Origin of the sequence: Wolbachia endosymbiont (group E) of Neria commutata (assembly GCF_964026735.1) — a bacterium.
Classification (GTDB): Bacteria; Pseudomonadota; Alphaproteobacteria; order Rickettsiales; family Anaplasmataceae; genus Wolbachia.
Genome location: NZ_OZ034692.1, coordinates 914,286 through 940,040, shown reverse-complemented (window position 1 = coordinate 940,040; position 25,755 = coordinate 914,286). Strand labels below are relative to the sequence as shown.

Here is a 25,755-nt window from a genome sequence, read left to right as displayed (position 1 = left end):
TATAGGTGATGGTGCAAGATACAAACTTATAGATTCAGGTGGTAAGATTGCCGAGTACTTAAAACAGAATATAGGCTCTATAAAGGCCGAGTTAAATAAAAAAACAAAACGTAATGAGAAGAAGAGAAAGGAAATAAGCAATGAAGAAATATGTGAGGGAATAAAGAGCTTTTTAAATGAACTGGTGTTTGCAGTTAATTTCCCTAATGATGATAAATTAGAACAGTTAATCAAGAATGAGATAAGTAATGAATTGGCCGCAAGATTCAGATACTACGATGAAAACAATATTGTTTTCAATGATCTTTTCGTAAAGATGTCAAGTTGGATGAAAAATAAAAAAGGGCATTTTCTCACACCAGAAAAAGGCAAAGAGTTTTTTCAAGAAGTTGAAAAATTGCCAAGTACTTTATGTAGGATAGAAAAAAAAGTAGAGAAAGGGAATAAAGGAATAGATAAAATATCAGAACAATAACATAAAAATAGTAAAACACTGCGACAAATACAAGCGGCTGTAACAACACCGAGTAACAAGAAGATAGAAAAGCCTATTAAGTTTAACATGAAATATCCAGTCAAAACGTTTACTGGAAGAGAAAACGAATTGAAAAAAAATACATGAAGAATTGCAAAAGAATACACAAGCAGAGGTATTACAAATAGTTGCCATTAGCGGACTTGGAGGAATAGGTAAGAGTGAATTAGCTAGGAAATACGCTTGTAAAAATAAAGAATTTTATGGTGGGAACATTATTTGGATAAATGCTGAAGACTCTAAAACTATGGAAAATTCTTTTCTGAGGTTAGCCAGCAGACTAGGTGTTTCTACGAAAGATAAAAGTGGAGACAACAAAGCAATCGAAACTATTATTGAAGAAATATATGCTTTTTTTGAAGATGTAAAGAGCCTTTTTATTTTTGATAACGCTGAGGAATATGAAGCCATTAGTAAGTTTTTGCCATTCTCTTTGGACCATAAGCCTTATATTTTAATTACTTCTCGTGATCGGAAATGGGAGGCAAGAGAAGAAGGAGATATAGAAGTAATACCCTTGGATGAGTTTGATGAAATAGAAGCTTTGGAGTTTGTAAAAAAAGCTTTGAACATACAAGATAACTTACAGGATAAGGAAGTAGAAGAGCTGATAAGAGAATTACAACATTTCCCATTAGCTTTGGGTCAAGCAGTTGCATGTATTTACAACAAAAACGAGGAATCATGGAACGTTGAGAAATTTAGAATAAGTGATTACTTGAAAGAATATAGACAAGAAGCAGAGAAGTTGTTTAAGGAAACAGAAGAATTGCTTGCAGGAGAAAAAAACGGCGAAAGTAGAGTGCGTTATGCTCAAACAGTGTTAACAACGTGGAACATTACACGTAACAGAATAGCAGACAATAAAAAATACGGCAAACAAGCTATAGATGTTTTAAATATTATGGCATACCTTGCTCCTGATGATATTTGTATAAGAGAAATTTTCTTAAGATTAATGGCAGATGATGAAGAAAAGCTTAAGAATGCTGTTAAACTGCTTGATAGATACTCAATGATTAATCTAAGGGGAAAAATAGTAAATATTCACAGACTAGTACAGAAAGTAACAAGATTAAAATTACGAGAGGAAGGACAATGAAGAGGAAGCTCTAAGAAAAGCTCTAGAGCTAATGAATAATAATATAGCAAAAGAGGATATTAGTCATATTGTTTCTGTTTGGGAGTATGCAAGTAAATATGGTAAACTGATTGATGATTTTTATTTTAATTCATTTTATACCCATAAGGAATCGTTTTTTATAGAGAAAAGTACGCCTTTACACTTGCTTGCTAAAAATGGCAGTTATGAGGTAATTAAGACTATATTAACGCATGTAGAAAAACATCACTCAGATAGGCTAACAGAAGTTATTAATATTCAGGAAGAAGATTGTGCTCTAACTCCATTACATATTGCTGCTGGAGGAGGAAGATTGAGCGTGGTAAGATGTTTAGTAAATAAAGGTGCTAATATTTATGTCGGAAAAGGTGGATATACTCCTTTACATCTTGCTGCTCGCCTTGGAGAATTAAACGTTGTTAGGTACTTTAATCGTCAAGGTGCTGACATTAACTCTAAAAATATATTTGGTGGTACTGCATTACATGTAGCTGCTTACCGTGGAAAACTAAATGTGGTAAGATACCTAGTTAGCAAAGGTGCTGATATTAATACTAATTCCGTAGAGCCATTTTTTAATGGAACTCCATTACATTGTGCTGTACACAGTAAAAGGCCGAGTATAGTGAAATACCTGCTTGATAGAGGTGCTGATGTTAGTATTGAAGATGAGGAAGGCAAGACTCCATTATATCGTGCTGCTGGAGGTGAGAATTTAAATATAGTAAAGTTCCTAGTAGAAAGTGGAGCCGATATTTGTGCTAAAAGTCAGAAAGGAATGATTCCACTATACGCAGCTGCTAAGTGTGGGAGTGTAAGTATAATGAGGTATTTTATTGGCAGGGGTATTAATATTAACTTCAGGGATGAATATGGTAATACTATGCTACACCTTGCCGCTGGAAATCATAATTTAAACGCAGTGGAATATCTCATTAGAAAGGGTGCTCACATTAACGCCAGAAACAAAAATTATTCAACGCCACTTCACTTTGCTGCAGTACACGATGAGGTGGTGGAGTATCTAATTTATGAAGGTGCCTACATTAATGCTAAGGATAAGGACGGCAATATCCCATTACATATCGCTGCTATGAAGGAAAATGCTTCTGCCGCTCAAGTACTATTAGAATACAGTGCAGAATTGATTTTTCCCCAAAAGGCTAAAGATGATTATGGATGGCAATATTCCGCTGATGGTAAAGAGTTATGTATTGTGCAACGTTTTATTAGAAAAAGTACCAGTGTTAATTTTAGGAATAAAGATGGCAATACTCCATTACACCTTGCTGCTATGAAAGGAAAAGTTGCTGTAGCAAATGTACTATTAAAATACAACGCAGACATTAACACAAAAAACAATGAGGGAATGACCGCATTACATTATGCCACTGATGGTAATCATCAAGAGCTTGTAGAATTACTTTTAGCTCATAATGCAAATCCTTTTTGAATCTACTTGAAAGTATTTAAGTCCAGAAAAGGTACATTAATCGATGTTTTTTATTTGTCTTGACAATATATATGACATCATTTACGATAAAAATTAATAACAATAATTTACATCTATAATGTTTGCAGTAATTGAGACCGGTGGGAAGCAATATTTAGTAAAAAAAGGCAGTATAATAAAAGTGGAGAAATTAGAAGCCGAGGAAGGAAAGGAAGTAGAAATCAGTAAAGTGGTTTGTGTTTCAAATAGTGGTTTATCTTATTCATCTAATGTTACTGTTAAAGCTGAAGTATTAGAGCAGTGCAGAGGTGAAAAAATTATAATTTTTAAAAAGAAGAGAAGAAAAAATTACTGCAGAAAGACTGGTCACAGACAGCATATAACTGTTCTTCGTATCAATGAAATTAATCTTCAAAAGTAAGAGGTAAGATATGGCAACTAAAAAGTCAGGTGGTAGTTCCTGTAATGGTAGAGATTCCGCAGGTCGCAGGTTAGGGATAAAGAAGAATGGTAAAGTTATTCCTGGTAACATAATTGTACGCCAAAGAGGTACAAAATTTCATCCTGGAAAGAATGTTGGTATAGGCAAGGATCATACAATTTTTGCTAAAACTGAAGGTTGGGTTAGCTTTAGAAAATCAGCAAATAAGAAGACTTTTATTGATGTTATCACAATTGTTGATGGTATTCAAGCTTCGGCTTAAATAAATCAGGGGTCTGTAGCTCAGGTGGTTAGAGCGCACGCCTGATAAGCGTGAGGTCGGAGGTTCAACTCTTCCCAGACCCATTACTCCCTATATTAGCCTACTTTTCACCTCCATACGTATGACAGTATCCGTTCAGCGGAGCGGTAAAATAAGTAGTAGACAAGAAATGCTAAAAATATAGGTGGTATGTGTGGTAAGTATGTCTGATCTACTAGCAAGTCTTCTCAAAAAAAACTTAAAAACAGAAATAGAGCAGCTAAAAGCAGAAATAAAGGGATTGGAGATAGAAAACGAAAATTTGAGGGCTGAGAATAAGGCACTAAGGATCGAAAATAGACCTGCTGCGAAGCAGTGTTGAACTAACTAAAACATGAGATAACCCAAAAGTAAGGTAAGTTAAAACCCGTGCCGCAAATTCACAATTCCGGTTGCTCCTACGATAGTGGCTTTTTACGGTATTTTTTGTATGGAATCACAACGTTTTTCTGCAGTTTTTGCCAACCTTGATACCCAGAATCAGCATATTTTATGCTATCTTTGGGCAACAATTTTTCCTGTTTTTTTATGCGAAAATCATGCATTCGACCTCGATGTGACTTTGAAATCGACAAAATCTGCCTATTTCCCTCGATCACAATTTCGGTTTTTATTGTGGTTGTTTTCTTTTTTCCTGAGTAACTTTTCTTACGTTTTTTTGTTGTCTTTCGGCCGCTGTATCGGTTGCTCCGTGACGTCTGCTAAAATTTTTAAAATCTTCTCTGGAGTCAGCGTTCTATCTTTTGTAATGTTGTCAGACCCGCTAATTGCCTAAAAATATACTGGGTTTTTGCAACTTTTGCGTAACTTATTGCCACTTTACTCTTCTAAAATTTTCATTTTATACGCTTTTTTGTGTTTTTCATCTGTTTTTTACCTTTTCGCAGGGGGCTTATTAACTCTCGCTTGTGGCCTTGATGTCCTGAGCCCCCTGGGTTCTTATCGCTCTTCTTTTTTGTCTTTTTGCAATATACATCTTGCGATGGTGGTAGAGATGAGTTTTTTGAATTTAAACCCAGCTTGTCTTGCAATTCTATTATTCCCTTCCTAAGATTTTCTATCTCCATTTTGAGATTGGCATTTTCTGACTCCAATACCACAATCTTCTCTTGTAGCACCTCTATCATTCACCCCTCTTTACTTGGTTTACTCTCTCTACACCCTTATGCTATTTTTGTAAATCTCTTTTTATATGTGTGAACAGCTACTAGAAATCTGTGAACGGTTGCGAAAATGCGCTCTTCAGTCTTTTTATAAACTATAAATCCGAAATGGACTATTCATCACGAAGCTGATTTATGGATATAATGCTACCATTTGATGACCTTTCAGCACATTTTTCATTACTGACTTTATCAAATATTAGAATATCTCCTGAAATTTTATCGCGAAATTCGCTGATAGCAAAAAATGGTATAGTAATTTGCTCTTGCTTTCCATTAAAACTTAAACTTACGCTGAAATTATCCTCAAAAGCCTTTAAGCCATAAAATTGATTCTGTAATATAATAAGCATTTGCGTAGGGTATGAGTTTTTCAAATAATCTGGTATTACTACACTATTGAAGCCTGTGAAAAATAATATTTCTAAGTGAGGAGTAAAATCATTACCTGATATATAATCTAAAATCTTTTTGATGACTTGAAATTTGCTAGAGTTGAGAGAACTTTTATAATCTATTGTCCCACTAGTGGCCATAACCTTCACCTTACATAATTTTCGGGAAACTTCTGTTACCCGGTGTTTCCCAAACCGTGCTTATAGTAATAAAGTTACTGTGCTAAATTAAGCAGCAGCGGCCTCTACACGATCAGCAGCAAAGTTATCGTTTGCATCTAAATTATGAACTCTTAGCGGTGGTGTCTAACCGAGCAAAGGTACCATCTTTACTATGCATGTCGATCCTTAATCGCCCCCGTATAATTAAAAAACATGGTGGAGGCGCCGAGTACTGCCCTCGGGTCCAATACACCTATTACAAGGTAAGTTTATTGCTATAGTGCACAAAACGCACACAATTATTGTATAGCAATATTGAACAAATGTCAAGTATTTAATTTTTAACGAGGTAAAGCAAAAGCTTGATTTGGTCTTTAAATCATATGTTACGAGCTATATTGCTTAATTAACCTTAAAGGTAAAAATTTAAAATAAAAAAACTATTTGCAGTAATAAAATTAATGCTTTTTTAATTTTAATGACCTATATTCTAAACTCTATATACCAACAAAGGATATTTTATGATAGGGGACTCTTCTTTGACGTCAACAGAGTTTTTTAAAGGTAGTAATGATAAAAACAAGCAGCTTCTTATTCAAATTGCTGCTTGGTTAGTAGATAATACTGGCCTGACTTTTGAACAAATAGCGCAGTGTTGCAAATTAACCCTTGAGGAGGTGCAAGATATAGCTGATGATGAAATAGATGTTGAAAAATATAACCCTGTTATTTTTGGAGTAATTACTCAAAAAGAGATTGATGATTGTGAAAAAAATTCAAATCGAGTGCCAAGCTTGATTGTGAAAAACATAAAGAAAAGAAGCAAAACGATCTGTAATACTCTTGGTTTTGCCTCAGCAGCAAGGCGTAGAGATAAACCTGATGCGATTTATTATTTAGTAAAAAAATTCCCTATCTTGGATAACAGCGTTATCGCCAAATTAATTAGCACTACAAATCATACGGTGGAGCAGGTAAGAAACGGATCTCATCATAATATGCAAAACATAAAATCTCAAGATCCTATACTTTTGGGTTTATGTAGCCAAGAAAATTTAGAAGCAGAAGTAGAAAAAGCAAAAATGGCAGAAGAAAAACAGGAGAGGTTAAAAAATATAAAAGATAATTAGGAGGTTTAATTCGATTGCTGGAATTTATAATTGGAACTTGATGAAGTGAGCTTCGAAAGAAATCTAGTATTGCCTTAAATTTTCTTGAAAACTTTCTTTGACTCCTCTTATCACCACCTCTCCGTTCAAAGTGGCTATTTTACCGTTTTTTCTCTTTGGTGTTCCACTTTTACTTTTTCATGAGGTGGCCCTGAGTCCGAATAGATGCTAGGTTGACATCTTGTTTTTTATTATATAGTATAAAACTTATTAAGATGTTATTTTATGGCCAGGTCTATTGTAGAAAAGTGTATCGAACGGGTTAGTAATCGTTTTAAATTAGTTCTATTAGCAAGTCAAAGGACACATGATTTAAATACAGGTGCAAGTAACCCAACTCAAGTGGCTAGATTTAAAGATCATAAAAACACCATAGTTTCCTTATACGAAATAGCAGAAAAACAAGTTGATGTTCATGAGTTATTTAACCTTTTGGTGGGTAGATGCAAAGAATATATGAAAGGGAATACTAGTAACGTTCATAGCAGTGATGCGAATAAGTTAGAAAAATTATTAAACTTTTCTAATGATCGATTTAATGCAGACCTTGCTCAAGAAGATGTTGATGCTCAAGGGATAGAGGATGAAATGGATAGTGAAGTAGACGACGAAGATGGTGATGAAGAATAAATCATATTGCTTTATTTGTTTGAAAAGTTGCTGAAGTTACGTAAATGATTCACATCGCCATCTACATTCTATTGTTTTGTATAAGTGTAATGCTCTACCGTATAGTTTCTAATTCAAGTGATATATGCAATAAAGTTGTGCCATTCAACAGTTTTTCAACACAAGTGGTTCTACTCATAACGGCAATCTCAATAATTCTGGGCAATTTCTTTTTAATTGATATAGCACTATTATACGCTAGTATTAGCTTTATATCAACTGTAGCACTAATGAGATTAATGTTGTCTTGACAATTTATGATAGGATCTATTTTCATATTTTTAGGCATTTGTTTAATAATTATTTCAAATATAGGAGTAATTAGATTTCCTGATTTCTATACTAGGTTACATGCGGCAGGCATTACAGACTCCAGCGGTGCAACTCTGTTGTTAATCGGTTTTGCTTTGCAGAATGAATTTTCAATGACTACTCTAAAAATAATGCTATTAATTCTTATAATATGGGTTGCTAATTCAACTAATAGTTATGCTTTGGCACGCACTTATTATAAACACAAGGAAAAAGCTGATAAAAAAGGTTAAGATGTTGGAAATATTAAATGTAGCGTTACTTTTGTTGTTACTAATAACGACGTTTTTTATAGTCTTTTCAAATCACTTGGTCGTAAGTGCTGTTCTGATGTGTGCATTTAGTTCGCTTATTGCACTTATATATTTAATTATGAATGCACCTGATGTTGCGATTACAGAAGCTTCTGTTGGTGCAGGGCTCAGCACAGTTTTCACGTTTGCAGCACTATCTTCGATAAAAAACCATAAGATTAATTTATCTCACAACTATATAACGCTTTTTTTTATGTTGTTTCTAGTTGTATGTTTGTCTCATTTTATGATTCAGCTGCCAGATTTTGGTGATCAAAATGCCCCAATCCACCTGCACGTTGCTCTTTATTATGTGGAAAATACTGAAAAAGTTACTGATGTCCCGAACATAGTAACAGCTGTTTTAGCAAGCTTTCGTGGTTATGATACATTTGGAGAAACTGTAGTGGTATTTACTGCTGCACTTTGCATAACATTAATATTAAAAGAAGAAAAAGAAAATGATTAAGGATCCAGTCTTAAGTGTAATATCATTTTTAATGGTACCTTTTATCGTTTTATTTGGTTTATATATACAATTTCATGGTGACTACACTCCAGGTGGAGGTTTTCAGGCGGGAATAATTATTGCTTCTGGAATAATATTATATTCAATGCTATTTGGTGTATCTCAGACTCTAAAAGCAATACCTTATTCTGTAATTAAGGTTACTAACGTGCTTGGTATTTTTATTTATGGTGGAACGGGTCTTATAACAATCTTACTTGGCCAAAATTTTTTATCTTATGATATATTGTCAGCTAGTAATAGTGCTGGTCAAAAATTAGGTATCTTTTTAGTAGAGTTGGGTGTAGCATTTACTGTCTGCTCCTCTATGTTGATTATATATATAGATTTTGCTCGTAAAAAAAGATAATGACTTTATTTAATTATGTAACTATTATTATATTAATGGTGCTAGGTTTATATATTACCATAAATGATAAAAATTTAATTAAGAAAATGATAGGGGTAACTATTTTTCAAGCATCTGTTTTATTGTTTTACATATCTTTAGGGTATATAAAAAATTCCTTGCCTCCTATATTAGCTCCGAACTTTTATTTATATAGCAACCCTATACCACATGTTTTAATGCTAACTGCAATAGTAGTTGGAATTGCAACATTTTCAGTTGGGCTATCTATGGCAGTAAAGATAGAAGAAAAATATGGTGCAATTGATGAAATCTCTGATCACCAAGACAAGTGTATGTGAGTTAACAGTATATTAAATTATATGAAGTAACAAATAGACACAAGAAATTATACACTTGCTTATTGTCAGTTTATTTGTTAATAAGAAATAAAATTCTAAACTATAAAGGTAATGATGTCAACTGTTAACGAAACACAAGATGAAAAAAAAATCATTAAAGATCTTGTTGAGAAAAAAATTGTTAAAGATCTTATGATGAAAGGTATACAAAAAGGTGATAAGATCACCTTTGATGAGATAAATGATGCACTAAATGATACGCTAACAGATGAAGATTTTTCATCTGACTTTATAGACAATACAATATCTTTATTACAAGATTCTGGAATTAATATACTTGAAAATAGTGACGAAGATGAGGAAGATGGTACTGTTAACAGCGATGATGATAAACTGGATGACGACGACACATCGTCAAGCGCCATTACAACTTTAGTACAAAATGATGACCCGGTAAGAGTCTATTTACGGGATATGAGCTCTGTAAAGCTCTTGTCAAGGGCAGACGAAATCAAGATAGCAAAAAAAATTGAATCTGAAAAGCACAATATGTTGCGTGCAATAATTGAAACGTCAGTAACATTAAAGATGATAAAAACATGGCGCGACGATTTGAGTAATGGAACCCTTCTGCTCAGAGAAATTATAGACTTAGAATCCATCTATAATTCTGATTTTAATGTAAATGTAGAAGATGTACCTGAAGAAAGTAACAATGATGATGAAGGCTATTCTAGCGATGAAGATGCTAGTGACGATGAGAGCAGCGAAGAAGATAATGCCACTAGTGACGGCTCAGCAAATTTAAACGTTTCTATTCTTGAAATGGAAAGTGACTTATTGCCAAAAGTTATAGTTGCGCTAGATGAAATAATCACTTTAACAAATGAAGCATTGACACTCAGGCAAAATTCTAGAAATTGCCCTCAGAAGGAAGGATATGAGGATTTATATAATCAAATATGGTCCATAGCGCTACAAATTAAGTTAAGTGACACTGCTATTGCTAAGATCACGCAAGAGCTTTACAGCACAAATAGATCTATCATGCTTGAAGAAGTTAATCTTATTTCTGAGGCTAAAAAATATGATATCAATAGAGAGGATTTTTACGAAGTTTATGATGATGTGCTTTTAAAGCATGAGCTAAAAGAGATAAGCCTTTTAAAGGCTAGTGAAAGTCGATCTTCTTTTACGGGTAAATTAAAAAATAAATTTATAAAATTTATAGATGATAATTTTAAGCATATCTCTAGTATTTTAAATAATGTCAAGCAATATGCGCAGGAAGATGATGTACAAGAATTCAAGGCACTAATTAAAAGAATACAGAAACACGAGCGAGAGGTTTCCGAAGCAAAGCAAGAGATGATTAAAGCTAATTTGAGGTTAGTAGTTTCCATTGCTAAAAAATATTCAAATAGGGGCCTAGCATTGCTTGATTTGATACAAGAAGGGAACATTGGTCTTATGAAAGCCGTAGACAAATTTGATTACAAACGTGGATATAAATTTTCAACTTATGGAACTTGGTGGGTGAGGCAATCAATCACTAGAGCAATACCCGAACAATCTAAAGTAGTAAGAATACCAGTTCATATGGTAGAGATTATCAGCAAAATTAACAGAGCATTAAGAAAAATGACTCATGAGATGGGAAGGGAGCCCTCATTAGAAGAATTGAGTACCGAACTTTTGATGCCGCTGGAAAGAATACGTAAAGTTATGAAAATAGCAAGAGATCCGGTAAGCCTTGAAGCCCCGACAGGAAAAGATGATAGTAGCACTTTTGGTGATTGTATAGAGGATAAAAGAGTTTCCAAGCCAGAAGATGCTGCAATACTTGCTGACTTACGTGGTATTACAACCAACGTTCTTGCAACTTTAACACCAAAAGAAGAAAGAATCTTGAGAATGCGTTTTGGTCTGGGTAAAGATGGGAAGGAGCACACGTTAGAAGAAGTAGGAAAAGTTTTTAATGTGACACGGGAAAGAATTAGACAAATAGAGGCAAAAGCACTGCGTAAATTAAGACATCCAAGCCGTGCTAGAAAACTTAGAGGATTCTTTTAGACCGCAATAGAAATCACTAAAAAAGAAGAGAAAACAGGATAGTATCCGTAGATCCCCTGCGAAAAGGTAAAAAACAGATGAAAAACACTAAAAAGCGTATAAAATGAAAATTTTAGAAGAGTAAAATGGCAATAAGTTACGCAAAAGTTGCAAAAACCCAGTATATTTTTAGGCAATTAACGGGTATGACAACATTACAAAAGATAGAACGCTGACTCCAGGGAGGATTTTTAAAATTTTAGCAGACGTCACGGAGCAACCGATACAGCGGCCAAAAAACGTAAAAAATCTTATTCCAGAAAGAAAAAAATAACCACAATAAAAACCGAAATTGTGATTGAGGGAAATGGGCAAATTCTGTCTGTTTCAAGATCACATCGAGGCCGAATTCACGATTTTCGCATAAGAAAACAGGAAAAATTGTTGGCCAAAGATAGCATAAAATATGCTGATTCTGGCTATCAAGGTTGGCAAAAATTGCAGAAAAACGTTGTGATTCCGTATAAAAAATACCGTAAAAAGCTACTATCGTGGGAGAAACCGGAATTGTGAATTTGCGGCATGGTTTTTAATAATTTTTGGGCTGGGGATTTCTTACCAGATTTTATCAGCAACTTGCTTCACGTTGTTTCGCAGGGGTCTATACTAATCTTAGGAAAATGTGGGCTCAGACTTTTTAAATGAATTTGGCATGAATTAAAAATTCAACCGAAGAGGGAGATGAAAGCAAAAATATAAGGAGTTGTCAAAGAAGTAGTAGTTGATGAATCCAATAATTTTGCTGTTCCTTTAGAAAAAGATCTAGTTTATGCATATTTCAAATTTCCTCTAAATATTAAATAGAGAGTGCCAAAATACACAATAATACTCAAAATTATTAAAGTTGCTAAATAAACAACACGGGCCAGCATTTTATCAAAAAACACCCCAGATAAGGAGTTAAAAACATAAAGAGTTAATGACATTATTATTGTGGCTATTAATATTTTTATAACATTTGAGAATAGCAGCTTACTGACTTTATACATTCTGTTTGTTTTTAAATAGTAAACTAACAAAATAGAATTTATCCAAGTGGAAGCAGAAGTGGCAATAGCAATTCCTGTGTGCTGATATTTACTCATTAACAAAAAATTCAGTACAACATTAATTCCAAGACACATTAGTGAGAATATAGTTGGAATTTTTAAATTTCCTTTAGCAAAAAATGTGGGCAACAATACTTTATTTATAATGAACGCTGGTAAAGAGAGAGAAAACGCTATTAATGTAGGAGCAGTTTGTTGCACTGCATGGTGGTCAAATTGACCATAAGAAAAAAGTGTATACAAAATTACATCAGGAATAATAATAAATGCAGCAGTTATTGGCATGATTAACATTAATCCAATATTGAGAGCCTTATTTTGTATTTTGATTATATTTTCAGTGTCATTCATTTGTTTTGAAATTAGGGGAAGAAGCACTGTACCAATTGCAGTGCCAATCACTCCCTGTGGTAGTTGATTTAATCTGTCAGCATAATATATATAAGACACTGCATTTGGCATAAAACTTGCCATAATTGTGTCAATCCATACGCTTATTTGCGTTACGCAATTGTTGATAGTTGCTGGTATTACACGCTTAAAAAACAATTTCACTTTGTCACTCAATTTTAAACTAAAAGAAAAAACTGCTTTTAATTTATATGCGCTAAATATTATCAGAAGTAACTGTAAAACTCCTCCTGTGAGTACAGCTATAGAAAGATTGTGTGCCGGAGTTTCTACGTAAGGCAAGAATAAACTGATAATTAAACAGAGATTCAAAATAATTGGTGCAATCGCTGTTGAAGCAAAGTGCTGCTTTACTTGAAGCATTCCTCCAATAAGTGATGCAATTGAGCTAAAAATTATGTAAGGCAGCATAATTCTTGATAAAGTAACAGAAAGAGCAAACTTGCTTTGATCAAATCCAGGAGTAAATATTTGAATCATATAAGGCAAGGAAATTTGCATAATGAGACAAAAAGCCACCAGAATAATAAATGTGATAGATATAACGCTACTTGCAAAGTTAAATGCCTTTTTATCATCACGTGATTCTGTTGAATATAACGGTATAAAGGACGTAGTAAATGCTCCCTCTGCAAAAAATGCGCGAAATAGATTGGCAAACCGAAATGAAGAAAAAAATATATCCGCAAGAGAAGTTGCACCAATGACTGTAGCAATTAATACATCTCTTATTAACCCAGAAATCCTTGAAATAGCTGTAAAAAAACTAAATGTGAAAATACTTTTAAACATTTTTACTATTATATTGCTTATTACTAATGATACTGGGATTTCACGGTAAAACTACTTTAGTTTACTGATACTCATTGGCGTAAGCTAATGCAACAACAACAGCAGTGTCTACTCTTAAAATTCTTTTTCCTAGACTTAATTTTTGACAAAACTTATCAGCAAAATTAAGCTCATCGGGTGAAAAACCACCCTCGGGGCCAACAATAAGTGCAATATTTTTCTTGCCTGCCAGGGCTTGATTAGGGGATTGTCCTTTACCCGTCTCATCACATAAAACAAAATTTTTATTCTGAGAATCAGGTAAATCATAGAAACTAATAGGAGGTAAAATTTCTGGTATACTTATCCTACCAGATTGCTCTACTGCCTCAATTGCTTGTAACTTTGCCCTATCAAGATTAATATTTTTTACTACTGTATGTTCCGTCAAAATAAATTGAATGCAGGTTACCCCCATTTCAGTTGCCTGCCTTATTACACTGCTCAAAGCAGCACTTTTTATTATAGCACAATATAAGTATAAATTTTTTTCATATTGCTGTTGCCGAATATACTCTTTTAGTCTCACTTGTACTGATTTACGTGATACCTTGAATATCTCTCCCAGCCACTCTCCATCCTTTCCGTTAAAGAGCACAATATTGTCACGTTCCTTAAGCCGCATTACGTTGCAAACGTAGTGACTTTGCCTCAGGTTGAGTCCTAAATTAACATTCGGTGATAAAGTTTCCTCAACGTAAAGCCTAGTTTTTCCATTCAACACAAATTCCTATTAAAGACCAACTTACCCAATAAACTCGCTCTTCTGCAAATTTTTAGTTTTCGATCCTCTCTCAGCATAAATACTCCGTAGCATCACCAAAAATAAATAACATAATGGTCTTGCTAATCGAAAATTGCAAGTCTTCATGTTGAGGTCTGAGGTGATTTTTTGATTAGATCGCTTTCGAAGCTAAGCCCTGTGGACAAAATTTAAAAAGAGAAGGAAAAAGCGGTAATTTACTGAATTAGCACAAACAAAAATTACCATGGATAAAAGAAAACAATAGGAAGCAAATTTTAGAATTCTTTAAAAGCGAAAAAGGCATACATAGCAAAAACGAAAAGAAATTAAGAGTACTCATGGAAGCAATATAGTATATGGTCCGAAGTGGCGGCTTTTACCGAAAATCCATGGTAACTACAGAAGCGTCTAGAAAAAGTTTAAAAGATGGTGCACGAAAGAAATTTGGGCAAAATTGCTCGAATATACGAAGCAAGATCCGGATTTAGAAATGTCCATAATCGATGATACGATCATTCGAGCTCATGCTTGTTCAGCTGGATATAAGAAAAGGATTCCTGGGCTCAAGAAGCACTGGAACGGAGCAAAGGTGGCTTTACAACGAAAATTCATGCTCTCGTTGATGCGCTTGGAAATCCACTCAAATTTATTTTGACACCTGGTCAAAGAATGAGATCACGCAAGCTGAAGTATTGACTGAAAACACTGCTAACACCACTATATTAGCTGATAAAGGCTACGATAGCAATGTATTTATTGCAAGTCTTGAAAGCAAAGGGTGCACGATTGTGATTCCGCCAAAACGAAACCGAAAAGTGCAAAGATACCATGATGAGCATATCTATAAAGAGTGGCATTTGATCGAATGTTTCTTTGGCAAAATAAAAAATTTCAGACGGATTTTCTCCCGCCTCGATAAAACTGCTGAAGTTTTTATGGGATTTTTGAATTTCGTTGGGGCACTTACATGGTTACTTTAAAATTTTGTCCACAGGGTCTAGAATCCGCTGTCCACTATACAATTTGTAAATATTTTTATGATCCCTGTATCAAGCACTGGGATGACACAAGAAGAACTACTGGATGACAGGAAAGAGTGGCTACCCGGATAACAGAAACTTTACACCTTAATTGCTATAGCTATAACATATTGTAAAAATAAACAGCTACTATTTTTTTACTAATTGAGTAAAATAGGTTGAAAGATTACGAGGAAGCGTTGAAAAATAAAATAAAAAGAATAATGATTTCAGGGAAGGAAGTGTGGCCAATTATTGAGGGGGGTAAGGGTATTGCAGTTAGTGATGGAAAATCAAGCGGTGCATTTGCTGCAGCGGAAGCTGTTGGTACATTTTCTGGTGCAAATGCTAAGCTTATCAATGATAACGGTAAATTAGTACCGTTGATTTACAAAGGCAAAACAAGAAATGAAAAACACAATGAATTGATTGAGTATAGTATTGAAGCTGGAATTAGCCAAGCAAGAATAGCAAGTGAAATATCAAAAGGACGTGGAAGAATACACATGAATGTGCTATGGGAGATGGGGGCAGCAGAACGTGTGCTTCATGGCATATTAGAAGGAGCAAAAGGTTTGATTCATGGTATTACCTGCGGTGCTGGTATGCCCTATAAGCTTGGAGAAATTGCAGCCAAGTATCAGGTTTATTATTACCCTATTATTTCATCAGTACGTGCTTTTAAAGCGCTATGGAAGCGTGCGTATCAAAAAGCATCTTCTTATCTTGGTGGAGTGGTTTATGAGGATCCATGGCTTGCTGGTGGTCATAATGGACTGAGTAATAGTGAAGACCCAGAGTTACCGCAAGCTCCTCTTGAAAGAGTCATTGATCTTAGATCTTTTATGAATGAAATTGGTCTTGCAGAAACGCCAATAGTTATGGCAGGGGGGGTATGGCATTTAAAAGATTGGGAAAACTGGCTTGATAATCCACAAATCGGTTCAATAGCTTTTCAGTTCGGTACTCGTCCACTTTTGACACAGGAAAGCTCAATTTCTGTAGAATGGAAAAAGAAGCTATTAACTTTGGAAGAAGGTGATGTATTTTTAAACAAATTTAGTCCAACTGGATTTTATTCATCTGCAGTGAAAAATAATTTCATACGTGAATTGCAAGAGAGAAACTCACGTCAAATAAAATTTTCAGAAAATGTGAGCGGAGAGTTTGATAGTGAATTTGCAATCGGTAGCAGAGGTAGAAAAATTTACCTTACCTCAAAAGATAAAGAGATGGCAAATAAATGGACTGAAACGGGGTACAAAGAAGCAATGAAAACTCCAGATTCAACTGTTATTTTTGTGACGCCGGAGAAATTTGAAGAAATAAGACAAGATCAAATAAATTGTATGGGGTGTTTGAGTCATTGTTTATTTAGCAATTGGAAAGACCATGATGATCATTCAACAGGAAGAAAACCAGATCCACGTAGTTTTTGCATACAAAAAACGCTACAAAATATTGTACATGATGGTGATGTTGAAAATGAACTCATGTTTTCCGGGCATAATGCGTATAAATTCAGGCAAGATCCATTTTATGAGCATGGCTACATACCAACAGTAAAAGAGCTGGTGGAAAGAATATTAATCGGGCGTTGAATCAAGGCTAAGTTAATAAGAGAGTATCCATCTATAGTAATAGAAAGGTGTTTTCTTATGATTATTAAATAAAAGATAGGATGTATGAAAGTCGAGCATACTGTATTTCCAAGCAATAAAGACATCGAATTTTTATCCAGAAAAATCAACGAAGAAACCATCGATGAAGGCACATCTTCCCAATTTGCTTTCTTCATGCGCGATCAGAATGAACAAATTATTGCAGGCTGCAGTGGTTCCGTTATTTATGGCTCAATTTATACTGATCTGCTTTGGGTGCATCCTGATTATAGGAGAAAAGGTCTTGGAAGCCAGCTGATGGAAAAAGTTCATGGTTACGGCCATAAGTTGCATTGCAAAATAGCAACTGTTACAACTATGAATTTCCAAAGAGCAGGAGGATTTTATGAAAGCCTTGGGTATGAATGTGATTTTGAACGTGCTGGTTATGTTGATGGAGCAACATGTATGTTTTTAAAGAAAACATTGTAGATATTTTTCATAAAGTTATTGCCTTGCTCATACGGATTAGGTGTTTTGAGCCAGTAAAAGTAGATTGGTGGCTGTGAGTGCTGCTAGCCAGCAGTGTTGAGGTTAAGTTATAGAATAGAAGGATTCAATGGACATTAAAAATTTACTACAAGAATTCATAGAAGACAACGGTTCTGTCGGTGCTTCTGTTGCAATTATCGAGAACGGCAAAACCTCATTCTACACGTATCGAAAAAAAGCAGTGAATGGAAATGATTTGGTTTCCAAAGACACTCTCTTTGAAATTGGATCGATCACCAAGGTTTTCACTATTCTTCTGCTGGCTGAAATGGAAACTCAGGGAAGAGTGAAATTGGATGAGCCGGTTGAAAAATATCTACCAGGAGTCAAAATTCCTGAGCAGAACGGGAAAAAAATCACATTCCGCCACTTAGCTACCCATACTTCAGGACTTCCTCGTATGCCGGATAATTTTGCTCCGAAAGATTCGTCTAATCCTTATCAAGATTATACAGTTGAGCTTCTTTTTGAATTCCTAAGATACTATACTCTGACAAGGGACCCAGGAGAATCTTTCGAGTATTCTAACCTCGGCATGGGGCTGCTTGGCTATGTCTTAAGCCTCCAATACGGGAAAAGCTATGAAGAGATGGTGAAAGATTTGATTACAAATAAATTAAATATGCTAAGCACATCCGTTTCCCTAAGCGGCAAGATGGCTGAAAATTTTGCATCCGGGCATAGCTTAGGTAAAGAGGATAAAAGTTGGGATTTTACACCATCGATTGTAGGAGCAGGTGGTATTCGCTCAAACATTAAAGACATGGCTAATTTTTTAGCTATGAGTATGGGTAACAGCAAATCTTCTATTTATAAATCACTCAGCCGATGCCTCGAGCAGGAATATTCTGAAAATCCTAATTTTGCAATTGGGCTTGGCTGGATACTCAGCACTTCAGATGAAGCAAGGCTTGTCTTTCATCAAGGGCAAACAGGAGGATTCAAAAGTTACCTAGGATTCAATCCGAAGTTAAAAAAAGGTGTTGTCATTCTGTCTAATTCAACAGAGTCATGGATTGATGAATTCGGATATCTTATTCTTGATCCTGATTATAAACAACAACCTGTCATAGATAAATCGCTTGTTAATGACCATGAATATCTAAATAAATTCGTCGGCCATTATATAGTAACAATTCCTGGCAGTCCTGAGTGGGAATTAACAATTTTGATGCACGGGAAGAATTTGGAATGCTGTGTGTTTGAAGCAAGTCTGGAGACGTCTTATCCTATGTGAACTCTTTATCCTGAGTCATATGGTATTTTTGGAATTATGGGAGGATTAGATGCATCTGGTGAAAGAATGAAAATATTCTTCAGTTTTAATAAAGCAGAAAGCATAGAAAAAGTGGAAGTACGAGCCACAAATGGAACTGTTTTATGGGAAGCTATTCCTAAGAATCTGTCTTAAAAATCAAAAAAGGGATAGAATAGTAGGGTCTTAAGCATGGGGTTAAGATGTATCCAAGCGATTTAAGAGTTTTTAATTTTATCTAAATCACTAGCCCCCCTGCGAAAAGGTAGAAAGTAGGTAAAAACGACTAAAAAGCATGTAAAATGAAAATTTTAGAAGAGTAAAATGGCAATAAGTTACGTGAAAATAGCAAAAACACCATATGTTTTTAGACAATTGACAGGGCTTACAACATCTGAATTTGAAAAAATCGTGGAAAAAGTCCGTCCAGAATGGGAAAAACTTGAGAAAAAAAAGAAATGTCATGGAAGAAAATCGCATGTTGAGGAGCTAGAAGACAGGATTTTATGTGTTCTAATTTATTACAGAACGTACATAACGGATCCATTTTTGGGCTTTTTGTTTAATTTGCATAACTCAAATATTTGTCGACTTTTGAAGAAAATGGAGCCATTATTAGCTAAAAAAATTACTATAAAAAAGGATAGAACGCTGACTCCAGAGAGGATTTTAAAAATTTTAGCAGACGTCACAGAGCAACCGATACAGCGTCCGAAAGACAGCAAAAAACGTAAGAAAAGTTATTCCGGAAAAAAGAAAACAACCACGATAAAAACCGAAATTGTGATTGAGGGAAATGGGCAAATTTTGTCGATTTCGAAGTCGCATAGAGGTCGAATGCATGATTTTAGGATACGAAAGCAGGAGAGAATGCTGCCAGAAGAAGCGTATGTTTACGAAAAGCAACGATTATAGCTTCCTTCTCATTGGTTAAAACCGTTGATCTTGGCTGCTTTGGGCCCATTGTGACATCTTTAGTGAATAAGCGTTTTTTCCATTTTATAATGGTCTTTGGTATAGTGCTCAGCAAGCTTTGCTATGCTCTCTTGACTATTTTGCATTGCTCTTGCTACTTCCTCTGTTGTTCTGGCGCACCCATGTAACCACAACTCCTCCTTTAATGGTAACTTCTAATATATAGTACTTTTCAAAACGAATGATAAAGGTATAATGACCATTTAGGTATAAGAGGAAAGAGATGGTATATAGTGTGGATTTAAGGGAAAAAGCAGTAGCTCTGGTTGAAAAAGGGAAGCCAAAACTGAGGTTGCAGAACTTTGAGAAATAGGAATAGCAACGTTATACAGATGGCTAAGAAAGAAGGCTGATGGCGAAAGCCTAAAACCAGCAAAAAACAGCAGTTTCATACGAAAAATAGACCCGGAAATGCTTGCAGAGTATGTTAAAAAACACCCAGATCATACTCTAATGGAGATGAAACATGACCTTGGTTTTGGAATTAGCTCGATTTGGTATAGGCTAAAACAGCTAAAGATTACTTTAAAAAAAAGACCACGCTTTACCGAGAACGGAACCATGAAGATAGAAAACAATTTGCTGACAAGATTGCCAAAATAGACCATTTGAGTATCGTATATATAGATGAAGCTGGAGTCGACAACAGGCCGTATAGAGAACATGCAAGAGCTCCACGAGGAGAGAAAATTTATGCGGATATTCCTAGCAAAAAACGCGAGAGAATCAGTATGATAGGTGGGTGGATTAAGAAAAATTTTATTGCGCCCATGACCTTCACTGGAGGTTGTGACAAAGAAGTATTCAATGCATGGTTGGAGGGAGTGTTGCTGCCACAATTGGGTCGTGGTACCACAGTGATTATGGGCAATGCTACTTTCCATAAAACTCCTGAAACGAAGGAATTAATAGAAAGCGCTGGTTGCCATTTGCTCTACCTGCCTACGTATTCGCCAGATCTGAATCCAATTGAGCATTGTTGGCATACAATAAAAGTTGGCTCAGACCTCGAATGAACAACCAAGAAAATCTACACCTTTTGGTTGGTAAGGCGATTATGGAAGTTTATCACTTGTATTAGAAAGTACTATAGTTACAACTTGAGAAGAAAAGCAATAGCCCCCCTGCGAAAAGTAAAAAACAGATGAAAAACACTAAAAAGTGTATAAAATGAAAGTTTTAGAAGAGTAAAATGGCAATAAGTTACGCAAAAGTCTATTAAAATATCTTGTAAAACTCTTGCCTCAGTATATCATTTAGCTTAAGTGGCGAGATTTTAACGCCTAGTTCTTCCATTGATGTGACAGCACAATCTTGCAATCCGCAGGGAATTATACCTTTATAGTGAGAAAGATTCGGAGAAATATTAAGTGCTATACCATGATAAGTCACCCATTTTCTTAAGCGTATGCCAAAAGCTGCGATTTTTTTTTCTTCTTCGCCATTGTTAACCCAAACACCTATTCTATCTTCCTTAAATTCTCCAAGTATATTAAAACGTTTCAAAACATTTATGATCCACTCGCTTAAATTTTTAATATATAGCTTTATATTGCATTTATTCCTTTTTTTAAGGTTTAACATTAAATATATAACACGCTGCCCAGGACCGTGATACGTATGTTTACCACCTCTACCCGTTTTATATATAGGAAAAAGTTTCTCAACAACATCGTTATCGGTTGCACTGATTCCTGCAGTGTATAGTGGAGGGTGCTCAAGCAGCCACACTATTTCATCTGCTGAACCACTCTGAATCTGCTCAATTTTCTCTTCCATGAATTTTATAGCGTAGTTGTAGTCAACAAGCTGGTCAGATATTAGCCACTCTACTATATTCAATTTCTTTTCTCTTTAATATATATAGAATAAACTTAACATTGGCTAAAACAGTTGACTAATCACTTACCCTTTTTGAAAGGCATTTTTTCATTAAATAAGCAGATTGTACTTGATCCATTCCTTAAGGTAAAGACTGAGCCTACTCTTTCAATTATAAGATAATCATCAACCGTGCGGAAGTTTGTCAAAGACTCATACCCTGAAGAGTCAACCATAAAGACTGCCGGAAAATCAGAATTTATCTTATTAAATTGTAGGTAGGTAAATTTCCCATCATCAAAAACCTTAATTGGTATTATTGACTGGCTGCCCTTAACGTGTGAGATGGAATAATTAAAATTTAGCCCCTTCTTCACAACCTCAATATCGTTTATGTCTGGAATAATGGTATGACTAGCTTGCTCAAAGATATCGCCATTATTGGTCGTGTAAATTTCATCACTGTTAAATAGTGGATAAAGAAACCTTACTTCATATGCCAACCTCGGATCATCCAGCCCTGTTGCTTCTTCAGCATGAAATTCAAAATAATAAACTCTTTTATTGGTAATTATAGTTGCATTAGTATCAGCAAGATCATCTGTTGGCTTAATAAATAACCTGTTACCCTGAGGGAGAAGTTGCCAACCAGTTGAATCACCCATTGAAAAATTTTGTATTACTTCCCCTTGTTCGAACAATATACTAGATTGATAACCATAAAAACCAGTATACTTATGTATAGCCTGCGGGTTATAATTGATTACTTTTATATGGTTGTCTCCAGCTATTGAACGTGGCTCCTGTTTTGCAGATGCATCACCACCACAAAAAAACAATAGGACAGCAAACAATAAAGGAATCATAATATTAAACATACACTAATTCTTAATATTTTATCATTATTCAATATAAGCTGCAAGTGTTAAGGTGCTTTCATTTATTTTTGGTATACTGCATAAAAACAAGTTGAAGAATTTTATGATGAAAAAAAGAATTATTCGGCTAGTAAAGGCAGCCAGACACTCTTTTGATGGGTTAAGATCAGCTTTTGCATCAGAAGCTGCGTTTAGGCAAGAATTATTACTTTTCATAGTATGTGTTCCGATTGCATTTGTACTTGATGTAAGTAACTTAAAGCGTATTCTGATGATAGGCAGTTTATTTTTGGTATTGACCGTGGAAATTATCAATACTGCTTTTGAGACAACGATTGACCGTATTTCCAGCAAGCAACACGCTCTTTCAAAAAAAGTCAAAGATTTAGGTAGCGCAGCAGTCTTTCTTTCATTAATTAACGCCCTTATAATATGGGTAATAATCTTAGCAAATTAACAGACCTACCTATTTTCTGATAGTAATTTTTTCGTTTAAGTGTGAAAATATACTTTCACACTCACTAGTTAAAATTTCCATATCTTGCGGTAAATCAGAATTGAATTCCATGTATTCTTTACTTTTTGGGTGATATAATCCTAATTTATAAGCGTGCAGCGCTTGTCTGTCAAAATTACGAATGAAATCAGAATTTTTAGCATATTTTGCACTTTTGCTACTATTTTTTCCATAAACTTGATCACCAACTATAGAATGCCCTATGTGGCTCATGTGTACCCGAATTTGATGTGTTCTGCCTGTTTCTAAAATGCATTTAACTACGCTTACTGGTCCTATAATTTTTTGCACTGAATAATGAGTAATCGCCGATTTACCTAAGGTTTTTGTTACACACATCATTTCTTTATTACCACGCTTTGGAGCAATGTTAGTTTTTATAGTTCCCTGCTGAGTAGCTAATATTCCCCAAACTACTGCTAAATATTCCCGCTTTATTTCACGATTTGCGAGTGATGTGGATAAAAAACTATGGGCTTCCTCATTTTTTGCGATTACCATCAACCCGCTGGTATTTTTGTCAAGTCTATGAACAATTCCAGGTCTTGCGTGACTATATGGAATTTTTCCAAGATGCGCAATAACTGCATTTAAAAGTGTATTATTATTTGTTCCGCTACCTGGATGAACTGTTAATCTGCTTTGTTTATTTAGCACTATAATATCTTCATCTTCATGAATAATATCAAGTTTTATGTCGTGATTAGGCTCAATTGATATAGGATTGTTAGGTAAAACAAGATGTACAGTATATTCCTCACTCGGTTTTACTATGTGATTGTTGTTAATTATGGGCTCATCAAGTAATTTCACCTGCTCATTTTGTATCAATCTTTGAGCTTTACTGCGTGATATATTACACTTTTCAGCTATATAACTAGCTAATCTTAATTTTTCTTCACCATTGCTTACACTTAAGATTGTTACTGAATGATCTATAGCGATTTACCCACGTGCCTTCTCAAATGCTGCTTGAAACTTTGGGTCTAGAAAATTTATTACTGAACCAGGTGGAATTTGATAGCTTCCTTTACCTTTAATAGGACAAATTTCCTGCTCGGCATTCCTATAGACAGGTTTCATTTCACTATCAAATTCTCGTAATGTTTTCTCAGTTTTTTTTCCGTCAGGATGTATTATTTCTAGCTTTATATCTTCTAATAGAGAATTGAAAAGCTCGCTTGATGGGCCATTAAGCGTTTTTTCCCACTTCTCTTTTTCTTTTTGTTGAGCAAGCCCTTTGTTCAATTTTGCATTTCCTGTTTGTAGCTCTTCCGTCCTTTTTTTTGATTTCAAGAATTTATTTTCTTCTCTTGCTTTTTTTTCTTCATCTAGCTGTGCATTAAGAGCCTTATTAGGAATATTTTCAGAACCACAACTTGTGCCACAATTACTGTTACGTTTTGTTGTTTGTGTTTTTGCCTCTTTAAGAGATTTTTTCAGTTCTTTATTTACTGTTTTCAGCTCCTCTACTTCTTTCCTAACTTCTTCCATCTCGTTAAGGGGTTCACTAGGCTGTGTATTCTGTGTAAAATAGCCTATCAATCGGTTTGGCTGAAATTGCTCAATTTTATCTTTAGCAATTTTAACAGCACTTTGCAACTCAGAAAAAGTACCTTCAATATCTAGTGAGTTAGCTTTTCGTAAAAATTTTTCAGCTTCACCCAAAACAATTGATATTTCTCCATGCAACACATTCAATTTGGTTACGATGCTTTCTTTTATATGGTTAAACGTTCCTTCAGCATTTTCTTCCACATTATCAAGCGTCTTTTCAATATTAGCATCTACAGAGTTAAAAAAATTATCAATTAATGTTTCAGTTTCATCTAAGAATGCATCAAATGAGTTACAAGCCATATCAAGTCTACTAGCAAATAAGTTAATAAATTCATCTTTAAATTCTCTCGCAAACTCAATGAGTTGGGACTGTAGATTATTCTGACCTGTTGCCCTTTCCTGCATTACAGATGCAACACCAACTTTTTTCCAAGGAAACAGAATATCCCGATTATCAAACTTTTTGACAAAGTCATGTGTTTCATTCTTTTCATTATTCCTTAATTTATAAAATGCTATACATATGCCAACAACAGTAATTGTACTAACAAGTGCAATATAAACCCATTCTTGCCAACCTACAACATTAGCAAAACTAAATCTATTTTGAATCAGTGCACCAAGTATAACTGCGGCACTAATTACATAAGGTATAGTCAGTAAAATAACCCTATTCCTATTTTCCTCTATTTGGCCATCTAATATATTTTCCTGCGTTTTAGAAATTGGTATAATAATTGAAAACTCCTTCTTAGAACCCAATTTTATTATAATTTCAATTTTTTCAGCTTCTTTGGCAATTTTACTGATTTTACCAGGTTTTCCACCTCTGATTTTTTCATCTATTAAACTCTCTTTTATTTCTTCTCTGTTCATATACTTTAGAGCAAGAGAGGTTAAGAAAACCGCTCCAAGAATAACAGAAACAAGAGCATAAGCTGACATTAATGTTGGATTAAAAATAGCCGTGATAAAACTTAAATCATTACTGGTTATTATTATTGCAGCGACATAACCTAGAGAAAACTGAAACCAAGTACTCACAGCTGCTATAGGTAGAGCATTATTTAAAGAATGTTTTTTTATAAAAACAAAAACTCTACTAGGCTGATTAGTGAGTTTTTTTAGTCCCAAGAAATCAAGATCTTTAAAATAATCAGCTGTATGCATAAATTTCCTTACTTAAACTTACA

Annotated in this window: 28 protein-coding genes, 1 tRNA gene, 1 other RNA gene and 6 pseudogenes; 25 read left to right on the top strand and 11 right to left on the bottom strand. The window is 34.6% G+C overall.

Annotated elements, in window-relative coordinates:
• The first annotated feature begins 184 nt into the window (after positions 1-184).
• The 7 genes from AAGD89_RS04975 (at position 185) to AAGD89_RS04945 (ending at position 4,176) form a co-directional block, all read left to right on the top strand.
• A complete protein-coding gene (locus tag AAGD89_RS04975; protein ID WP_341807985.1) occupies positions 185-475 on the top strand; it encodes a hypothetical protein in 291 nt (96 codons plus the stop codon).
• Between the two features lie 151 nt (positions 476-626).
• Positions 627-1,637 carry an NB-ARC domain-containing protein gene (locus AAGD89_RS04970; RefSeq protein ID WP_341807984.1) on the top strand — a complete coding sequence of 337 codons (1,011 nt, stop codon included), beginning with the start codon at positions 627-629 and terminating at the stop codon, positions 1,635-1,637.
• A gap of 31 nt (positions 1,638-1,668) precedes the next feature.
• The gene (locus tag AAGD89_RS04965) at positions 1,669-3,111 is read left to right on the top strand and encodes an ankyrin repeat domain-containing protein (protein ID WP_341807983.1); all 1,443 of its coding nucleotides are present in this window, start codon (positions 1,669-1,671) and stop codon (positions 3,109-3,111) included.
• A gap of 118 nt (positions 3,112-3,229) precedes the next feature.
• Complete coding sequence (gene rplU, locus AAGD89_RS04960; protein WP_341807982.1) at positions 3,230-3,532, top strand: 50S ribosomal protein L21; 303 nt, start codon at positions 3,230-3,232, stop codon at positions 3,530-3,532.
• 10 nt (positions 3,533-3,542) lie between these two features.
• Positions 3,543-3,815, top strand: a complete 273-nt coding sequence (gene rpmA / locus AAGD89_RS04955; RefSeq protein ID WP_341807981.1) for a 50S ribosomal protein L27 — start codon at positions 3,543-3,545, stop codon at positions 3,813-3,815.
• A 9-nt stretch (positions 3,816-3,824) separates the two neighbouring features.
• Positions 3,825-3,898, top strand: a tRNA-Ile gene (locus AAGD89_RS04950).
• A gap of 119 nt (positions 3,899-4,017) precedes the next feature.
• Positions 4,018-4,176, top strand: a complete 159-nt coding sequence (locus AAGD89_RS04945) for a hypothetical protein (RefSeq protein WP_341808959.1) — start codon at positions 4,018-4,020, stop codon at positions 4,174-4,176.
• A 79-nt stretch (positions 4,177-4,255) separates the two neighbouring features.
• On the opposite strand, the pseudogene AAGD89_RS04940 reads toward AAGD89_RS04945, so the two are convergent.
• The 4 genes and pseudogenes from AAGD89_RS04940 to ssrA all read right to left on the bottom strand — a co-directional run.
• Positions 4,256-4,607: pseudogene (locus AAGD89_RS04940) on the bottom strand (transposase family protein); the annotation flags it as partial.
• Positions 4,608-4,690: 83 nt separating this feature from the next.
• Positions 4,691-4,981, bottom strand: coding sequence for a DUF6444 domain-containing protein (locus tag AAGD89_RS04935; RefSeq protein ID WP_341807980.1), 291 nt, complete (start codon positions 4,979-4,981; stop codon positions 4,691-4,693).
• A gap of 149 nt (positions 4,982-5,130) precedes the next feature.
• Complete coding sequence (locus tag AAGD89_RS04930; protein WP_341807979.1) at positions 5,131-5,553, bottom strand: ClpXP protease specificity-enhancing factor SspB; 423 nt, start codon at positions 5,551-5,553, stop codon at positions 5,131-5,133.
• Between the two features lie 19 nt (positions 5,554-5,572).
• Positions 5,573-5,908, bottom strand: a transfer-messenger RNA (tmRNA) gene (gene ssrA, locus AAGD89_RS04925).
• 190 nt (positions 5,909-6,098) lie between these two features.
• Here ssrA and AAGD89_RS04920 point away from each other — a divergent pair.
• The 9 genes and pseudogenes from AAGD89_RS04920 to AAGD89_RS04880 form a co-directional block, all read left to right on the top strand.
• Positions 6,099-6,704, top strand: a complete 606-nt coding sequence (locus AAGD89_RS04920) for a cell cycle transcriptional regulator TrcR (protein ID WP_341808931.1) — start codon at positions 6,099-6,101, stop codon at positions 6,702-6,704.
• A 264-nt stretch (positions 6,705-6,968) separates the two neighbouring features.
• A complete protein-coding gene (rpoZ, locus tag AAGD89_RS04915; RefSeq protein ID WP_341807978.1) occupies positions 6,969-7,373 on the top strand; it encodes a DNA-directed RNA polymerase subunit omega in 405 nt (134 codons plus the stop codon).
• A 44-nt stretch (positions 7,374-7,417) separates the two neighbouring features.
• A complete protein-coding gene (locus AAGD89_RS04910) occupies positions 7,418-7,663 on the top strand; it encodes a monovalent cation/H+ antiporter complex subunit F (RefSeq protein ID WP_341807977.1) in 246 nt (81 codons plus the stop codon).
• Between the two features lie 6 nt (positions 7,664-7,669).
• A complete protein-coding gene (mnhG, locus tag AAGD89_RS04905) occupies positions 7,670-7,957 on the top strand; it encodes a monovalent cation/H(+) antiporter subunit G (RefSeq protein ID WP_341807976.1) in 288 nt (95 codons plus the stop codon).
• Between the two features lies 1 nt (position 7,958).
• Entirely contained in the window at positions 7,959-8,486 is a 528-nt protein-coding gene (locus AAGD89_RS04900; protein WP_341807975.1) for a DUF4040 domain-containing protein, read from the top strand.
• Positions 8,479-8,895, top strand: coding sequence for a Na(+)/H(+) antiporter subunit B (locus AAGD89_RS04895; protein ID WP_341807974.1), 417 nt, complete (start codon positions 8,479-8,481; stop codon positions 8,893-8,895). The genes AAGD89_RS04900 and AAGD89_RS04895 overlap by 8 nt, the downstream gene beginning before the upstream one ends.
• A complete protein-coding gene (locus AAGD89_RS04890; protein ID WP_341807973.1) occupies positions 8,895-9,236 on the top strand; it encodes a cation:proton antiporter subunit C in 342 nt (113 codons plus the stop codon). The genes AAGD89_RS04895 and AAGD89_RS04890 overlap by 1 nt, the downstream gene beginning before the upstream one ends.
• A gap of 114 nt (positions 9,237-9,350) precedes the next feature.
• On the top strand, positions 9,351-11,309 hold the full coding sequence (rpoD, locus tag AAGD89_RS04885; RefSeq protein WP_341807972.1) for an RNA polymerase sigma factor RpoD: 1,959 nt from the start codon (positions 9,351-9,353) through the stop codon (positions 11,307-11,309).
• A gap of 190 nt (positions 11,310-11,499) precedes the next feature.
• Positions 11,500-11,855: pseudogene (locus tag AAGD89_RS04880) on the top strand (transposase family protein); the annotation flags it as partial.
• 260 nt (positions 11,856-12,115) lie between these two features.
• On the opposite strand, the gene murJ reads toward AAGD89_RS04880, so the two are convergent.
• Positions 12,116-13,600, bottom strand: coding sequence for a murein biosynthesis integral membrane protein MurJ (gene murJ, locus AAGD89_RS04875; protein WP_341807971.1), 1,485 nt, complete (start codon positions 13,598-13,600; stop codon positions 12,116-12,118).
• A 61-nt stretch (positions 13,601-13,661) separates the two neighbouring features.
• Positions 13,662-14,363, bottom strand: a complete 702-nt coding sequence (locus AAGD89_RS04870) for a 16S rRNA (uracil(1498)-N(3))-methyltransferase (protein ID WP_341807970.1) — start codon at positions 14,361-14,363, stop codon at positions 13,662-13,664.
• Positions 14,364-14,632: 269 nt separating this feature from the next.
• On the opposite strand from AAGD89_RS04870, the pseudogene AAGD89_RS04865 reads away from it, so the two are divergent.
• The 6 genes and pseudogenes from AAGD89_RS04865 to AAGD89_RS04840 all read left to right on the top strand — a co-directional run.
• Positions 14,633-15,364 (top strand): annotated as a pseudogene (locus tag AAGD89_RS04865) (IS5 family transposase).
• A 239-nt stretch (positions 15,365-15,603) separates the two neighbouring features.
• The gene (locus tag AAGD89_RS04860; RefSeq protein WP_341807969.1) at positions 15,604-17,004 is read left to right on the top strand and encodes an NAD(P)H-dependent flavin oxidoreductase; all 1,401 of its coding nucleotides are present in this window, start codon (positions 15,604-15,606) and stop codon (positions 17,002-17,004) included.
• Positions 17,005-17,088: 84 nt separating this feature from the next.
• A complete protein-coding gene (locus tag AAGD89_RS04855; protein WP_341807968.1) occupies positions 17,089-17,496 on the top strand; it encodes a GNAT family N-acetyltransferase in 408 nt (135 codons plus the stop codon).
• Positions 17,497-17,623: 127 nt separating this feature from the next.
• Positions 17,624-18,793: a serine hydrolase domain-containing protein gene (locus tag AAGD89_RS04850; RefSeq protein WP_341807967.1), complete on the top strand. Its 1,170-nt coding sequence runs from the start codon at positions 17,624-17,626 to the stop codon at positions 18,791-18,793.
• Between the two features lie 36 nt (positions 18,794-18,829).
• A complete protein-coding gene (locus AAGD89_RS04845) occupies positions 18,830-18,967 on the top strand; it encodes a hypothetical protein (protein WP_341807966.1) in 138 nt (45 codons plus the stop codon).
• A gap of 168 nt (positions 18,968-19,135) precedes the next feature.
• Positions 19,136-19,699, top strand: a pseudogene (locus AAGD89_RS04840) (transposase family protein); the annotation flags it as partial.
• Here the strand turns inward: AAGD89_RS04840 and AAGD89_RS04835 are convergent.
• A pseudogene (locus tag AAGD89_RS04835) lies at positions 19,692-19,872 on the bottom strand (IS481 family transposase); the annotation flags it as partial. The pseudogenes AAGD89_RS04840 and AAGD89_RS04835 sit on opposite strands and share 8 nt — an antisense overlap.
• Before the next feature lie 223 nt (positions 19,873-20,095).
• Here AAGD89_RS04835 and AAGD89_RS04830 point away from each other — a divergent pair.
• Together AAGD89_RS04830 and AAGD89_RS04825 are read left to right on the top strand one after the other, a co-directional pair.
• Positions 20,096-20,389, top strand: a complete 294-nt coding sequence (locus AAGD89_RS04830) for an IS630 transposase-related protein (RefSeq protein WP_341808930.1) — start codon at positions 20,096-20,098, stop codon at positions 20,387-20,389.
• Positions 20,374-20,802, top strand: a pseudogene (locus tag AAGD89_RS04825) (IS630 family transposase); the annotation flags it as partial. The gene AAGD89_RS04830 and the pseudogene AAGD89_RS04825, both read left to right, overlap by 16 nt.
• A 202-nt stretch (positions 20,803-21,004) precedes the next feature.
• Here AAGD89_RS04825 and lipB read toward each other — a convergent pair.
• On the bottom strand, positions 21,005-21,622 hold the full coding sequence (lipB, locus tag AAGD89_RS04820; protein WP_341808929.1) for a lipoyl(octanoyl) transferase LipB: 618 nt from the start codon (positions 21,620-21,622) through the stop codon (positions 21,005-21,007).
• 65 nt (positions 21,623-21,687) lie between these two features.
• The gene (gene virB9, locus AAGD89_RS04815; RefSeq protein WP_341808928.1) at positions 21,688-22,473 is read right to left on the bottom strand and encodes a P-type conjugative transfer protein VirB9; all 786 of its coding nucleotides are present in this window, start codon (positions 22,471-22,473) and stop codon (positions 21,688-21,690) included.
• Between the two features lie 64 nt (positions 22,474-22,537).
• Here virB9 and AAGD89_RS04810 point away from each other — a divergent pair, with 64 nt between their 5' ends.
• The gene (locus tag AAGD89_RS04810) at positions 22,538-22,942 is read left to right on the top strand and encodes a diacylglycerol kinase (protein WP_341807965.1); all 405 of its coding nucleotides are present in this window, start codon (positions 22,538-22,540) and stop codon (positions 22,940-22,942) included.
• Positions 22,943-22,951: 9 nt separating this feature from the next.
• Here AAGD89_RS04810 and AAGD89_RS04805 read toward each other — a convergent pair whose 3' ends face one another.
• Positions 22,952-23,875, bottom strand: coding sequence for an RluA family pseudouridine synthase (locus AAGD89_RS04805; RefSeq protein ID WP_341808927.1), 924 nt, complete (start codon positions 23,873-23,875; stop codon positions 22,952-22,954).
• Between the two features lie 72 nt (positions 23,876-23,947).
• The gene (locus AAGD89_RS04800; RefSeq protein ID WP_341807964.1) at positions 23,948-25,732 is read right to left on the bottom strand and encodes a hypothetical protein; all 1,785 of its coding nucleotides are present in this window, start codon (positions 25,730-25,732) and stop codon (positions 23,948-23,950) included.
• Positions 25,733-25,755: the final 23 nt, after the last annotated feature.

What these genes read in the sequence shown, in the direction of transcription:
- AAGD89_RS04965 (WP_341807983.1), top strand. Translation starts at nt 1,669, where the DNA reads ATGAATAATAATATAGCAAAAGAGGATATTAGTCATATTGTTTCTGTT.
- rplU (WP_341807982.1), top strand. Translation starts at nt 3,230, where the DNA reads ATGTTTGCAGTAATTGAGACCGGTGGGAAGCAATATTTAGTAAAAAAA.
- rpmA (WP_341807981.1), top strand. Translation starts at nt 3,543, where the DNA reads ATGGCAACTAAAAAGTCAGGTGGTAGTTCCTGTAATGGTAGAGATTCC.
- AAGD89_RS04945 (WP_341808959.1), top strand. Translation starts at nt 4,018, where the DNA reads ATGTCTGATCTACTAGCAAGTCTTCTCAAAAAAAACTTAAAAACAGAA.
- AAGD89_RS04935 (WP_341807980.1), bottom strand. Translation starts at nt 4,981, where the DNA reads ATGATAGAGGTGCTACAAGAGAAGATTGTGGTATTGGAGTCAGAAAAT.
- AAGD89_RS04930 (WP_341807979.1), bottom strand. Translation starts at nt 5,553, where the DNA reads ATGGCCACTAGTGGGACAATAGATTATAAAAGTTCTCTCAACTCTAGC.
- rpoZ (WP_341807978.1), top strand. Translation starts at nt 6,969, where the DNA reads ATGGCCAGGTCTATTGTAGAAAAGTGTATCGAACGGGTTAGTAATCGT.
- AAGD89_RS04910 (WP_341807977.1), top strand. Translation starts at nt 7,418, where the DNA reads ATGATTCACATCGCCATCTACATTCTATTGTTTTGTATAAGTGTAATG.
- mnhG (WP_341807976.1), top strand. Translation starts at nt 7,670, where the DNA reads ATGATAGGATCTATTTTCATATTTTTAGGCATTTGTTTAATAATTATT.
- AAGD89_RS04900 (WP_341807975.1), top strand. Translation starts at nt 7,959, where the DNA reads ATGTTGGAAATATTAAATGTAGCGTTACTTTTGTTGTTACTAATAACG.
- AAGD89_RS04895 (WP_341807974.1), top strand. Translation starts at nt 8,479, where the DNA reads ATGATTAAGGATCCAGTCTTAAGTGTAATATCATTTTTAATGGTACCT.
- AAGD89_RS04890 (WP_341807973.1), top strand. Translation starts at nt 8,895, where the DNA reads ATGACTTTATTTAATTATGTAACTATTATTATATTAATGGTGCTAGGT.
- rpoD (WP_341807972.1), top strand. Translation starts at nt 9,351, where the DNA reads ATGTCAACTGTTAACGAAACACAAGATGAAAAAAAAATCATTAAAGAT.
- murJ (WP_341807971.1), bottom strand. Translation starts at nt 13,600, where the DNA reads ATGTTTAAAAGTATTTTCACATTTAGTTTTTTTACAGCTATTTCAAGG.
- AAGD89_RS04855 (WP_341807968.1), top strand. Translation starts at nt 17,089, where the DNA reads ATGAAAGTCGAGCATACTGTATTTCCAAGCAATAAAGACATCGAATTT.
- AAGD89_RS04850 (WP_341807967.1), top strand. Translation starts at nt 17,624, where the DNA reads ATGGACATTAAAAATTTACTACAAGAATTCATAGAAGACAACGGTTCT.
- AAGD89_RS04845 (WP_341807966.1), top strand. Translation starts at nt 18,830, where the DNA reads ATGGGAGGATTAGATGCATCTGGTGAAAGAATGAAAATATTCTTCAGT.
- virB9 (WP_341808928.1), bottom strand. Translation starts at nt 22,473, where the DNA reads ATGATTCCTTTATTGTTTGCTGTCCTATTGTTTTTTTGTGGTGGTGAT.
- AAGD89_RS04800 (WP_341807964.1), bottom strand. Translation starts at nt 25,732, where the DNA reads ATGCATACAGCTGATTATTTTAAAGATCTTGATTTCTTGGGACTAAAA.